This is a genomic window from Micromonospora arborensis (assembly GCF_003205615.1).
GTDB classification, from domain to species: Bacteria; Actinomycetota; Actinomycetes; order Mycobacteriales; family Micromonosporaceae; genus Micromonospora; species Micromonospora arborensis.
Genome location: NZ_PYBV01000057.1, coordinates 26,291 through 39,070, shown reverse-complemented (window position 1 = coordinate 39,070; position 12,780 = coordinate 26,291). Strand labels below are relative to the sequence as shown.

Below are 12,780 nucleotides of genomic sequence, written 5' to 3'. Positions count from 1 at the left end.
TTCGACTCCTGCAGGCTCGTGGCGATGGAGATGACCGCGGCCCGCTCGGGCAGGCCGGCCTTCTTCGTGGCGGCGATGATCGCCTTGGCGTTGCCGATCTGCTCGTCGTTGAGGGTGATGTGGGACTGGTCGCCCTGGGTGCCGTGCGGGATCAGCTTGGCGGTGTCCGGCTTGTCAGCCTGCACCGCGACGGCGGCGGGCTTGGCGTCGGCCGGGTTGGCGTGGGCGGCGATCGGACCGGCGAAGACACCACCGGCGAACGCGAGACCAGCAACGGACAGGACACTCTTACGCATGATCGTGTTCATGGGGGTAGCTCCTTCGGGGGTAAGGACACCCACACACCAGGGGGAAGGCGTGCCGGTGTGAGCACCTCGTCCGGGCGCTGCACTAACGGGGAAAAGTCTGAAAGGGGTCGGCGCCTACAAGCGGGGGGCTCGTGCGCCGGGGGCGGCGGCCTGCAAGCGGGGGCTTGTGGCGCCGGGGTCCAGGTGTAACGACCCGCGGTCCGGGGTCATTCCCCGGGGTGGGCCACGAGCGGGGGCTTGTGGCGGCGGGTCGGTGTGTAACGACCCGGGGGCCGGGGCGATTCCCGGGGCGACTCACGAACGGAGGGCTTGTGGTGCCCGGTGCGGCGCTCACCTGCGGGGGCTTGTGGGCTCCGGGTCTGTGTGTAACGACCCGGGGGCCGGGGTCATTCCGGGGGTGGCCCGTCCATCAGCACCTCGTCGAGGCGGCGGCCGGGCGGTCGATCGTGGGGATCACAACGACCCGGTGGGGGTCGGCATTCCAACCCCGCGACCAGCACCCCAACGCACGGGGCCGGCCGGTGGTGCTGCGATCGTCAGGGTGTGTAACGACCCCGGCCCGGCCATGATTCCGGGCCACGGGTGCCACCGACCACAGGGCAAAGACCCCCATAACGGACACGTCGCCCCAGCGGGGGTGCCGTGTCGGACCTCGGCCTGCACTCTCGGGGATGATCCACTCCACATCGCCGATCTGGGGGCATCCACGGCGCGCGAAACCCCCACATCGGCGACCTCGTGTCGATCATGATCACCGCGCCTCACGGCGGTGCACCAAAGGCGGACATAAACCCCTCCGGGGCCTGAGTGCCCCACGCGTTGCGGTAAACCGCGCCCCGGAAGACCGCAACGTCGCCGATCTGGAGTCGATCACGCGCCGCGCCTCGCTGGTCAGACCCGGCCCTCGCCGCCCCCTCCAGCCCGGACCGCCACCTCGACGCCACACCAGGCTTGCCGCCCCCTCCGGCGTGGACCGCCACCTCGACGCCGTACGCGGCTGCCGGGTGGGTGCATGCTTCCGCGCTGAGTTCAGGTGGGAGTCGGTCGGCACAAGCTCACCCATCAGCTCCAGGGCCCGGGTGATTCGGCGCAGCCTGGTGGATCGGGCTGGGGTCGGTGACGGGAGGGGGTCCGCTTGGAGATGCGGGCGGAAACCGGACAAGACAGGCTGGCGCCCGTCGGAGTGTTCCGACGGGCGCCAGCTTCTGTGCGATCCGGGCACTGCCCAGTGGTGTTAGTGCGCAGCGCCACCGAGGCGCTGGCGGCGACGCCAGGCCAGGGTCAGCAGCAGCATGACCGCTCCGGCGCCGACCAGGCCACCGCCGAGCTTCATGGGTGTACCGATGCTGTCACCGGTGACGGGCAGCGGCTGCTTCTTGTGCAGCACCCGCAGTTCCGTGCTGGCGGTACGGCCGGACTCCCGGCCGGTGGCGGTGAAGGTCAGCAGACCCGTCACCGACGGCTTGTAGTGCTTGGTGAAGCCACCCTGGGCGTTGGTTTCCACAGTGAAGTTCAGTGGCGCGCTGGCCTGGTAGGCCACCGGGGCCATGGCCACGGTGCTGCCGTCGCTACGGCGAGCGGGAGCCTGACCGCCGGCCGGAGCAGCGAACGGGGCCACCGTCACCACGATGTCGACAGTCTCGTTCGGACCGAAGCCGGTGCCGGTCAGGATGACGGTCTCACCGATGAAGATCGTCGGCCGGTTGACGGTGAGCGACGGGTTGGCCGGCGTGTACGGCGGCGGCTGGGGCGGGTCGGTCGTCGCGCTGGGCGCCGGCTGCGGCTGTGCCGCCCCCGCTGCCGTCGGCACGGCCACCACGGCCAGGCCGACCGTGAGCGCCATGATGATGCGGGATAGCCGCATGATTGGTTCCCTCCTACTGGTCACAGCTTGGTGCGGAATGAACTTGGGTGGTCCAGGGGTTGGCGGTGGGGGTGAGCCACAGCTCGGCCTGCCCGACGCCGGTCTTGGCCGTCAGGACGGTGGCCTCCAGCACCTTCTCGGCGCCGGGGCCGACGTCGACGCTGGTGGTCGCCACGTGCCGGCGGCGTTCGGTGCCGCTGCCAAGCGCCGTCTCGACCCCGTTGAGCCGGGCCTCGACCACCGCGCCACCAGCGGGGCTGAAGATCGACACCAAGGTGCGAGCGGTGTACGGGTCACCAGCCAGACCGAGGCCGAGGACGGATTCGCTAAGTCCGGACTTCGGCGCCGTCGAGCGGATGGTCACCCGCAGCCGGAGCTCGCGGCGACCGTCGGGCCGGCATTCGCCGACTGTCAGGTTCGCCGTCGGCCGCAGGTAGTAGCCGAGCTTCGCGCCGCTGCCGTCGTTGAGGAACACGCCGACAGTTGGCACGGTGTCCTGTTCCGGAAGCGTCCCGGCCATCCGGCTCTCGCCGAATGTCCGCTGTTCCTCAGGTCGGGCACTCCAGAACAATATGCGACGTTCGGTGATAGCACGGTCGAATGCGGACAACAACACTCGCGGGTTGACATTCTTCTTGAAGAACGCGTCGAACACCGAAGCGGCCGACGCCGCGAAGAAGTCGTCCTGCTGCTTGACGTTGAGCCGCTGGTAGCTGTCGTTGAGCAGCGTCTGCACGACCTTGTCGCTCGCCAGCGGGACACCACCGGGCACCAGCACCGGACCGGTCGCTTTGAGCAGGTAGGACAGCACCACCGGGTCGACGGCGAGGACGCCGTCGACGGTGGTGCCCGTTGAGCGGCGGAACATCTCGCGGTACAGCGCGGCGGCGCTCGGGAAGTGCGGGGACAGATTGACGTCGGCGGGATAGATGCCGGGCAGGTCGGTCCAGATCGCCCGGATCTCGCCGGGCACCTTCAGCGCCGGGGTGAACCGGCCGAGCGAGGCACTGCTGCCCTGCTTGCCCATCTTCACCGCGCCGTTCTCCGCCTCCAGCATCGCGTACGCGCCGAACATGCCTCCGGTGGCGCGCAGCTCGGCCAGGTTCTGCGAGACCAGCAGGTACCGTCGCGGTCCGTTCGCGCCGAGCAGCGGCGGCAGCAGGCGGGCCCCCTGGTCGGCGGCCGCGGTCAGGCTGGCCAGCCGGTCAATCTCGGCGCGCAGGTCGGTCAACGCCTGCCGAATCTGGCTGACGAGACTGTCGGCCGGCACCGCCGCCAGGTCCTTGCGCGTCCGCTGCACCGACTCGTCCACCTGGGTCAGCTCGGCGGAGACAGCGGTGAGCCGAGTGAGATTCACCCGACCGCCGGCCGGCACCAGGCTGGTCAGATCCGTCCGAAGCAGAGTCGGGAACGCCTGCCGGGCCAGTTCGTCGATGGCGACGGCGATCCGGCGGACGGCGTCGAGATCGTCGCCGGCGATCGGCGTACGCCGGCCGAACCGCCAACTTGGATCGGCGGTCGCCGCCCGGGCCGCACCGGACTGCTCCTGCAGTGCGGCGAGCGTCCGCAGGGCGCGGTCGGTGTCCCCGCCGACCACCTGGGCGCTCAACTCCCGGGCCAGGCCGGCGGCGTTGAGCAGGTGAGCACGCGCTTGCCAGCCGCGGAAGCCGATCCACCCGCCGGTCGCCAGCAGCAGCGAGCCGACCACCAGGGCGCCCAGAAGGGCCCGTCGCAGTCGGGCACGCCGACGACGTCGGGACCGGCTCCGTCGCCGGGTCGGTCGTTCGCTCTCCGTCACACCACACTCCCGTTCACGGAACCGGACAGAAGGTCGATTCCCTGACGTTCTTAGCACGTGTCAGGGAACTTCGTACCGTTATTGCGCCTAGCGTCCTTTAAGCGAGTTTCCTTCGCGGTTCAGCCGCCGGCTCTGCCACCCGCCCCGCCGCCTCCTGCAGCAGCCGCTCGATCCGGTCCACCCCGGCGGGCAGCGACATCTCCCGCAGGTACGCCGCCCGCCCCCGGCGGCCCATCTCGGTACGGGTCGGCGGAGGAATGGTGGCGGCCAACCAGAACCGGTCGGCCAGCGCGGCCCAGTCCCCCGGTGGGCAGGACAGCCCTGCCCTGGCTCGTTCGACCAGTTCGGTCGTGTCCCCGCCGGCCGACGCCACCACCGGGGCGGCACAGGAGAGCGCGGCCTGGAGTTTGCCGGGCACCATGCCCCGCAGCTCCGGAAGGTCGCGCAACATGATCAGCTGATAGTCGGCGGCGGCGTACAGCTCGGGCATGTCGACAGGCGACCGGCGTTCCACGAAGCGGACGTTGTCCGCCCCCAACTCGGCGGCGAGCCCCCGCACCCGCCGCTCGGCCGCGCCCGAACCGACCAGGACCAGATCCATCGTCCGATCCAGGGCCGCCGCCGCTCGGACCGCGGTCTCCAGCCCCTGCCGTGGGCCGATGGTGCCGGCGTGCATCACCACGCACCGACCGTCGCGGCGGACCAACTGGCGGGCCGCCGCGCCGGGCGTCGCCGGGTAGAAGATCCGCTCGTCGGTCCAGTTCAGCACCAGACGGACCCGGGCCGGGTCGGCCCCGGCGGCGACAACCAGATCCCGCATCGACGGCGCGGCGACGGCGATCCGCGCGGCAGCCCGGTAGATCCGGGTCATCGCGCCGCCCATCCGCGCCACCCAGCGCCCCTCGCCCGCCTCGTCGGTGCCGTCCCGGGCCCAGACGTCCTGGACGTGCAGCACCGCGGGCACCTGCCCGAGCAGCCGGAGCACCCCGGCGGCGGCGAACGTCGTGGCTGGAAGCTGGAAGACGTACAGCGCGTCCACGCCGCTGAAGTACCGGCGCGCGGCCATCGTCGCGCTGCCGGCGAACGAGAGGTAGCTGGCCATCCGGGCGCCGGTGGACGTGGCGCCCCCGGGGTAGCGGGGCACCCGTCGGACGGTCAGCCGTTCGCTGTGCGTCTCGTGGTGCCAACGCTGCCGCCAGCCGGGATAGACGTGGCCGCCGGGGTAGTCCGGAAATCCGGTGAGCACCCGAACCTCGTGCCCCCGCGCGGCCAACTCCTCGGCGAGGCTGCCGGGGATGAAGGCGGGCTCGGGCGGAAAGTGGTAGGACAGGATGCCGATCTTCACTGGTACGCCCCCGTCCACTGCGGATCGAGATCGGCCGGCGCGGCACCCTGACCGATGGGCGGACGGCGCGCGTACGATGCCGTCAACCCCTCCCTGCGCGGCCGCCGGCACCGACGCACCGTCCTCGCGGTGCGGTCGCCCGCGTCCGCACCGATGAGAGGGGCACCGATGGCTGATCGCGTGTTGTTCGTCTGCCACGCCAACCTGTGCCGGTCGCCGATGGCCGAGCATCTGGCCCGCCGGCTGCTGGCCGACCGGCCGGTCACCGTGGCCAGCGCCGGCACCGACGCGATGGACGGGCTGGGCATGCATCCGTACGCCCTGGAGGTCGTGGCCGAGAGCGGCGCGGACGCGGCGTCGTTCCGGACCCGAGGGTTGCGGCCCGAGTACCTGGTCGATGCGACGCTCGTGCTGACCGCGACGCGGCGCCAGCGCTCGGTCTGTACCGCGCTGGCACCGAGCGCCCTGCACCGGACGTTCACCCTGCACCAGTTCGGCCGGCTGGCGGCGGCGGCGGAGCCGCCCGCCGAGTCGGCCGACGACCCGTTGCGGGCGGCGGTCGCCGCCGCCGCCCAGGCCCGGGGACGGCTGCAACCCGCCGCCCCGGACGAGGACGACCTTCGGGACCCGATCGGCGGCACCGCCGCCGACTTCCGACGCTGCGCCGAGGAGATCGAACGGTCGCTGCGACCCCTCGCCGCGCTCATCGGGGCAGCCGGGTGAGTTCCTGGGTGTGGTCGGCGACGCCGTTGACCCCGGTGGTGGTCCCGCTGTGCCGGCCGGCCGCCGCCCGCTCGGACGGCACCGAGCCCTTGGAAATTGAGGTGACCACCCGGTATGCCTCGTACTGGTACGCCTCGGCCTTGGCGACCTTGGCCATGTTCAGCACACAGCCGAGGAGCCGGACCGAGACCGAGTGCAGTGAGCGGGCCGCCGCGGCCACCTGACTGCGCGAGGTACGGCCCTGCTGGGTCACCAGCAGCGCGCCGTCGGCCTGCACGGCCACGACCACGCCGTCGGTCACCGCGAGCAGCGGTGCGGTGTCGATGATCACGATGTCCGCCGACTCCCGCAGCGCCAGCAGCAGGTCCGACATCGCCTTGGAGCCGAGCAGCTCGCTCGGGTTCGGCGGGGCGGATCCGCTCGGTAGCACCAGCATCGACTTGTCGCCCCAGCGCTGCACGACGTCGCCGACCTTCACGTCACCGACGAGCACGTCGGTGAGGCCGACACCGGCGTCCAGGCCCAGGTACTCGTCGACCTTCGGGCGGCGCAGGTCGGCGTCGACGAGCAGGACGCGCCACCCCGCCTCGGCCAGCGCGATGGCCAGGTTGCAGGAGAGCGTGGTCTTGCCCTCGCCCTGCAGCGCGCTGGTCACGGCGATGACCCGGGCCGGCTCGTGGACGTCCACGAAGCGCAGGTTCGTCCGCAGCTTGCGGACCGCCTCGGCGCGCGCCGAGGTGGCGGCGTCGCCGATGATCAGTGGCTTGGCGCGGGCGCCGCTCTCGAAGGGGATCTCGCCGAGGAGCGGACTGCCGGTGGCCCGCTGCAGGCCGGCGGCGTCTCGCAGCCGAACGTCGGCGACGCCGCGCAGGATCGCCAGGCCGACGCCGAGCACCAGGCCGATCAGGCCGCCGAGGGTGAGGTTGCGCGTCGGCTGCGGCGAGACGGGGTTGGCGCTGACCCGTGGGCCGCTGACCACCTCGATCTTGAGGGGGGCCTTGCCCTCCGGGGTCGTCTCGACCTTCTCCACCAGCTCGACGAACTTCGTGGCGAGGCTTTCCGTCACCCGCAGCGCGCGGGTCTGATCGGTGTCGTTGACCGATGCGCGCAGCAGGACGGTGCCGGTCTCGGTGGAGGTGGTGACCCGGCTGCGCACCTCGTCCGCGGTGAGGCCGACCGGCGTTTCGGCCACCACGCTCTGCGCCAGCCGGTCGCTGGTGAGCAGGTCGGCGTACGACTTGACGCGCTGTTGAAGGAAGAGCCCACCCTGGTAGGCGTCGCTGACGCCCGAGTTGGGGGTGGTGACGAAGAAGGTCACCGTGGCGACGTACCGGGGTTGGGCCCGTACGGTCAGGAACGCCGAGACGCCCAGGAGCACCATGACCGTGACCAGCACGACCCACCAGTGCCGGCGCACATGGCGCAAATGGCGGAGCAGTTCCATCAGGAGCGCCTCCGTGTCGGTCCGGTTACGCCAAAAAACTTCACGAAAACCCCCAAGGTCGTCTGCCAACTCGTGAAACCATTAAAGCGGCTCATGCGGCTTATGTCCGGAGTTAGGTACTTTCTGGCTCCGTTAAATGCGCCCGCATAACCAACCGGACAAACGGGCATTCGGCAGCGGCGAGACCCGGGAAAAAGTCGGCGACCGACCAGCCCCGCGGTCGCCGCCGCGCACGAACCCGGATAAGGTCCGTGACGGTGTGCCGGGAAGTCTGGTCGGCGAGTGGATTCCTGCCGTCCTGATTCCCGAGGTGAGCACCGCAGATGACCTCCCCCCAGCCCGAGCGGCGAGCGAAGGCTCGACTGTTCTCGCGATCGACCTGGCCCGAGGCCCGGCACCTGGCCGACGTCCTGCGCACCGAGACCGTCGGCGGCGCGTTGCTGCTGATCGGTGCCGTGATCGCGCTGATCTGGGCCAACTCGCCCTGGTCCGACTCGTACACCGAGCTCGGCCGCTGGGTGCCCTGGCCCGGCGGCGCCCCCTGGCACCTCGACCTCGACGTGGCCACCTGGGCGGCGGACGGCCTGCTGGCCATCTTCTTCTTCGTGGTGGGCCTGGAGCTCAAGCGGGAATTCGTCGCCGGTGAGCTGCGTGACCCGCGCAGGGCGGCGCTGCCCGTGGTGGCCGCCCTCGGCGGCATGCTGCTGCCGGCGCTGATCTACGTGGCGGTCGTCGTGAGCGCCGGCGGCGAAGGGCTGCGCGGCTGGGCCATTCCGACCGCCACCGACATCGCCTTCGCGCTCGCCGTGCTCGCGCTGGTCAGCTCGCACCTACCCCAGGGCCTACGCGCGTTCCTGCTCACCCTCGCCGTGGTCGACGACCTGTTCGCCATCACCATCATCGCGGTCTTCTACACCGCCGACTTCCATCCCGTTGCGCTGCTCGCGGCGCTCGCGCCGATCGGGCTCTTCGCGGTGCTGGTGCAGCGCGGGCGTACCTGGTGGTGGGCGCTGATCCCACTCGCGATCGCCGCCTGGGCACTCGTGCACGCCTCCGGTGTGCACGCCACGGTGGCCGGGGTGCTGCTCGGCTTCACCGTCCCGGTGCTGGCCCGCCGACCGGCGGGGGGTGGCGGTCAGCCGGCCACCGGCGGTACGAGGGCGGACGAGGGCGGGTTGGCCGCGCACCTGGAGCACCGCTGGCGGCCGGTGTCGGCCGGCATCGCGGTGCCGATCTTCGCGCTGTTCGCCGCCGGGGTCACCCTGCGCGGCACCGACCTGGGCGCCCTGCTGACCGACCCGGTGGTGATCGCCATCGTCGCCGGACTGGTGCTCGGCAAGAGCATCGGCATCTTCGGCTCGACGTACCTGCTGGCCCGATTCACCCGCGCCGAGTTGGACGAGGACATCACCTGGTCGGACCTGCGCGGGATCGCCCTGCTGGCCGGCGTCGGGTTCACCGTGTCGCTGCTCATCGGCGACCTGGCCTTCGGCACGGGCAGCACGGCCGACGACCGGGTCAAGGTGGCGGTGCTGTTCGGGTCGGTCATCTCCGCCGGGCTGGCCGCCACGGTGCTCGTCCGCCGCAACACCGCGTACCGCCAGGTGGCGGAGCGGGAACTGCTGGACGCCGACGGCGACGGCGTACCCGACGTCTACCAGCGGCCCGCCGACCGCTGAGCGCGACCGCGCCGGTCGGAAGACCGCTGAGCGGCACGGCCACGCGGGTCGGACAGCGGGCGGGCGGCGCGGCCGGGATGCGGCCCGCGGCGCGGCGGACGGCTCCGGTCAGTGGCGGCGCTCGGCGGGCGGCAGGTCCTCGGTCTCCTCGACCAGCGCCTCGGCCGCCGGTGCGGTGAGGTCGTCGCCCGGCACCGCCACCGCCTCGGCACGATCCTGCTCGTCGGGCTTTCCGCGAGGCGGCGGTTCGGGGGCGGTGGGGTCGCCGGAGAAGCCGTACTCGTTCGGTTCGTCGTGCCGGCTCATGTGGTCATCCTCCCGCTTTTCCCGGTTTCGCCTCTCCACGCCAACGGTAGGTGCTGATCGTCGACCGCGCAGCGCGCCGAGGATTGTCGCCCGGACCACGGCGGCCGGGTGTTCAATGCCGCCCCGAGCAGCTGACGCAGGGCGATGATCGCCGCCGCGCCGGCCAGTCCGTTCCAGCCCGGGTCGCCGGCGAGCCGGAGCAGGCCGGCCGCGGTCAGCAGGTCCAGCAGTACCCGGACGGCGGCCCGGAGCGCCACGGTGGTGAGCGCCGTGACCACACCGACGACCAGGGCCAGCGCGGTGACCACCGCGGCCAGGGTGCCCATCACGTCCGGCGCTCCCGCTCGGCCACCTGCCGCTGCTCGTGGCCGATCTCCCGGCCCAGGAAGTAGTTCAGTGCCGTCCGGATCGTGGCGATCGCCGCGAGTTGACCGATCTGGTTGAACGACGGGGACACCGCGGTCCGCAGCACGTCGGCCGCCAACTGGAATTCGAGACCGAGGGTCAGAAACCGGCCCAGCGAGAGCCGGATCGGGGTGAAGACCGCGGCGGTGCGGTGTCGTAGCCCCTCGACCACGAACCGCACCGCCGCCCAGACCGCGCCGACGAAGATCACCAGAGCGCCGGCCACCTCCACAACGGCAACCAGCACCTGGTCGCCGTGTCGCAACAGCTCGGCCGGCTCCACCCCGGGCCGTTACCCGCCCTCGGTGCAGCTAGTCGACACTCAGGTCAGCTCGTTGACCGCCTCCAGGATCAGCCAGAGGCCGGAGATGGCGAACAGGATCGCGGCGCCGTACCTGATGGCCTTCTCCGGCAGCCGGCGACCGAGCATCCGGCCGACCAGGATGGCCAACGCGTCCGCCGCGACCATGCCGATGGTGGAACCGAGCCAGGTGCCGAACCAGCCGTACTTGGTGGCGAGCGTGATGGTGGCGAGCATCGTCTTGTCGCCCAACTCGGCCAGGAAGAACGCCACCGACACCGCCACGATCGCGGTCTTGCTGGTCCTCTCCGCCTTGCTCTTCTCCTCCTCGGTGAGCTTGTCCCCGCGCAGGGTCCACGCACCGAACCCGAGGAACGCCACGCCGGCCACCAGGGAGATCCAGTCGGTGGGCAGCACCGCACCAAGACCCACACCGATGGCGACCGACGCCAGGTGCACCACCGCGGTGGCGACGGTGATCCCGATCAGCACCGGGATCGGCTTGAACCGCGTGGCGAAGGTCAACGCCATCAACTGGGACTTGTCCCCCAGCTCGGCGACGAAAATGACACCGAAGCTGATGACCAGCGCGGCGAAAAATCCCTCCATGACGTCCTTCCCGTTCGATGCCGGGAGGAGGTACAGGGGCGCCCTCGACCCGGCTGCAACAGCCTGAGTCGAAGGTCTCGCCCGCCCCGGGAACCGGGGCCGCGTGGCCGGATGCGGAACGCACCAGTATGTCGACCACGACATTGGGGGCTACTCCCCTTCGCCCGACCAGCCTAACCGATCACCGCCGGCCCGGTCGGGAGTGGGGTGGACACGCTCACCTCGCCCGGGCCAGCGTGACCCCGAAGAGCCCGTCCGCGTCGGTCCAGAACTTCGTCGTGCCGAAGCCGGCCGCGGTCAGCTCCGCGGCGATCCCCTCCGGGTGGAACTTCGCCGAGACCTCGGTGCGGAGCTCCTCCCCCGCGGCGAAGTCGACGGTCACGCCCAGCGTCCGCACCTGCACCCGCATCGGCCGGGACGCCCGCAACCGCATCTCGATCCACTCCTGGGCCGGGTCCCAGAGAGCGACGTGCTCGAACGCTCCCGGGTCGAAGTCCGCGCCCAACTCCCGATTGATCACGTGCAGCACATTGCGGTTGAACTCGGCGGTGACCCCGGCGGCGTCGTCGTACGCGGGCACGATCACCTCCGGGTCCTTCACCAGGTCGGTGCCGAGCAACAGCCAGTCACCAACCTCCAGCGCGGCGCGCATCGCCGTCAGGAACTCGGCCCGCTCGGCGGGGAGCAGGTTGCCGATGGTGCCACCGAGGAACACCACCAACCGACGGCCGCCGGTGGGCAGCCGGTCCAGTTGCCGGGTGAAGTCACCCACGATGCCCCGCACCCGCAGACTCGGATAGTCGGCGGCGATCTGGGCGGTGGACCCCCGCAGCGCGCTCACCGACACGTCGAGCGGGACGAACGTGCCCAGCCCACCCTGACGGGCGAACGCGTCCAGCAGCAGCCGAGTCTTGTCCGACGAGCCAGAGCCCAACTCGATCAAGGTCTTGGCCCCGGTCAGCGCGGCGATGTCGGGAGCGTGCTCGGCCAGCACGGCCCGCTCCGCCCGCGTCGGGTAGTACTCCGGAAGTCGGGTGATCTCCTCGAACAACTCGCTGCCCCGGGCGTCGTAGAACCACTTCGGCGGCAGCCACTTCTGCCCGGCGCTCAGCCCGGCCCGGACATCGTCGCGCAGGCCGCGCTCCAGGTCACCCTCTTCGAGGTAGATCTCCAGCGGTTCCGCCGTCATCGGTTCGCCTCTCTACTCGATCAACCGTTGCGTGCCCGACCGGTGCGCTCACCGGATCGGCAGTGGACGTACCAGCACCTCGCCCACGGTGGCGGTGACCAGATGCCCCTCCGGCACCGCCCGCCACCCGGGATCGTCGTCGTGCGGCTCGGAGGCGAGCAGCACCGAACCCGGCGCCTCGCGTACCGACAGGGCGTGCCCGGCCACGCTGGCCACCGCCCGACGCCCATCGGTGAGCAGCAGGTTGAGCCGTGACCCGGGGGCCGCCGCGGCCACCTCGACCACCGTCCGCCCGACCGCCTCGGCCGGGTCCTCACCAGCGCGCAGCCGATGACGCACCAGGGCCCAGAGCAACGCCGAGTCGGTGGCGGCGTCCAGCGTGAGCAGGTCACGCACCGGCAGGTCGGCGGCGAGCGGCACCACGGCGTCCGGCCAGCCGCGGACCACCCCGTTGTGGCTGAACAGCCACCGCCCCTCGGCGAAGGGCGCGGCGGCGCCGTCGAGCACCGCCATCCCGACGGTGGCCGAACGCACCGCCGCGAGCAGCGCGCCGGTGCGGGTCACCGCCGCGAGCTGAGCGATGGTCGGGTCACTCCAGATCGGCTGCGCCCGCCGGTACCGCACCGGCTCACCGTCGCCCGGGTACCAGCCGACGCCGAACCCGTCGGCGTTGATGGTGCCGCCGCCGCGCATGTCGCGGGGCGCCCACGACTGCCGCACCAACGAGTGCGCGGGGTCGAACAGAACCTCGGCCAGAGTGACCGGCGGCCCCAGGTAGGCCAGGTGGCGACACATCAGCGCACCTCGCC

General features: G+C 71.5%; 12 protein-coding genes and 1 pseudogene. 2 read left to right on the top strand and 11 right to left on the bottom strand.

Annotated features, from left to right (window positions below; translation table 11 throughout):
• The 4 genes and pseudogenes from C7C45_RS31005 to C7C45_RS30990 all read right to left on the bottom strand — a co-directional run.
• Window positions 1-308: pseudogene (locus tag C7C45_RS31005) on the bottom strand (hypothetical protein); the annotation flags it as partial.
• Window positions 309-1,542: 1,234 nt separating this feature from the next.
• Window positions 1,543-2,172, bottom strand: coding sequence for a hypothetical protein (locus tag C7C45_RS31000; protein WP_110568129.1), 630 nt, complete (start codon window positions 2,170-2,172; stop codon window positions 1,543-1,545).
• A 13-nt stretch (window positions 2,173-2,185) separates the two neighbouring features.
• Window positions 2,186-3,970, bottom strand: coding sequence for a DUF4012 domain-containing protein (locus C7C45_RS30995; protein ID WP_110568127.1), 1,785 nt, complete (start codon window positions 3,968-3,970; stop codon window positions 2,186-2,188).
• A gap of 97 nt (window positions 3,971-4,067) precedes the next feature.
• A complete protein-coding gene (locus C7C45_RS30990) occupies window positions 4,068-5,315 on the bottom strand; it encodes a glycosyltransferase family 4 protein (RefSeq protein WP_110568125.1) in 1,248 nt (415 codons plus the stop codon).
• 168 nt (window positions 5,316-5,483) lie between these two features.
• On the opposite strand from C7C45_RS30990, the gene C7C45_RS30985 reads away from it, so the two are divergent.
• Window positions 5,484-6,038: an arsenate reductase/protein-tyrosine-phosphatase family protein gene (locus C7C45_RS30985; RefSeq protein ID WP_110568123.1), complete on the top strand. Its 555-nt coding sequence runs from the start codon at window positions 5,484-5,486 to the stop codon at window positions 6,036-6,038.
• Here the strand turns inward: C7C45_RS30985 and C7C45_RS30980 are convergent.
• Window positions 6,019-7,482 (bottom strand): tyrosine-protein kinase domain-containing protein, encoded by a 1,464-nt coding sequence (locus C7C45_RS30980; protein WP_110568121.1) that lies wholly within the window; start codon window positions 7,480-7,482, stop codon window positions 6,019-6,021. The two genes, C7C45_RS30985 and C7C45_RS30980, sit on opposite strands and share 20 nt — an antisense overlap.
• A 323-nt stretch (window positions 7,483-7,805) precedes the next feature.
• Between C7C45_RS30980 and nhaA the strand changes: the two genes are divergently transcribed.
• Window positions 7,806-9,161 (top strand): Na+/H+ antiporter NhaA, encoded by a 1,356-nt coding sequence (gene nhaA / locus C7C45_RS30975; RefSeq protein WP_110568119.1) that lies wholly within the window; start codon window positions 7,806-7,808, stop codon window positions 9,159-9,161.
• Window positions 9,162-9,269: 108 nt separating this feature from the next.
• On the opposite strand, the gene C7C45_RS30970 is transcribed toward nhaA, so the two are convergent.
• The 6 genes from C7C45_RS30970 to egtC form a co-directional block, all read right to left on the bottom strand.
• Window positions 9,270-9,467 carry a hypothetical protein gene (locus C7C45_RS30970; protein ID WP_110568117.1) on the bottom strand — a complete coding sequence of 66 codons (198 nt, stop codon included), beginning with the start codon at window positions 9,465-9,467 and terminating at the stop codon, window positions 9,270-9,272.
• Window positions 9,464-9,796: a hypothetical protein gene (locus C7C45_RS30965; protein WP_146247457.1), complete on the bottom strand. Its 333-nt coding sequence runs from the start codon at window positions 9,794-9,796 to the stop codon at window positions 9,464-9,466. Before C7C45_RS30965 ends, C7C45_RS30970 begins: the two co-directional genes overlap by 4 nt.
• On the bottom strand, window positions 9,793-10,155 hold the full coding sequence (locus tag C7C45_RS30960) for a DUF1622 domain-containing protein (protein WP_110568113.1): 363 nt from the start codon (window positions 10,153-10,155) through the stop codon (window positions 9,793-9,795). The genes C7C45_RS30965 and C7C45_RS30960 overlap by 4 nt, the downstream gene beginning before the upstream one ends.
• A 39-nt stretch (window positions 10,156-10,194) precedes the next feature.
• Complete coding sequence (locus tag C7C45_RS30955) at window positions 10,195-10,782, bottom strand: TMEM165/GDT1 family protein (RefSeq protein WP_110568111.1); 588 nt, start codon at window positions 10,780-10,782, stop codon at window positions 10,195-10,197.
• 217 nt (window positions 10,783-10,999) lie between these two features.
• Window positions 11,000-11,971 carry an L-histidine N(alpha)-methyltransferase gene (gene egtD, locus C7C45_RS30950; protein ID WP_110568109.1) on the bottom strand — a complete coding sequence of 324 codons (972 nt, stop codon included), beginning with the start codon at window positions 11,969-11,971 and terminating at the stop codon, window positions 11,000-11,002.
• A gap of 48 nt (window positions 11,972-12,019) precedes the next feature.
• The gene (gene egtC / locus C7C45_RS30945; RefSeq protein WP_110568107.1) at window positions 12,020-12,766 is read right to left on the bottom strand and encodes an ergothioneine biosynthesis protein EgtC; all 747 of its coding nucleotides are present in this window, start codon (window positions 12,764-12,766) and stop codon (window positions 12,020-12,022) included.
• Window positions 12,767-12,780: the final 14 nt, after the last annotated feature.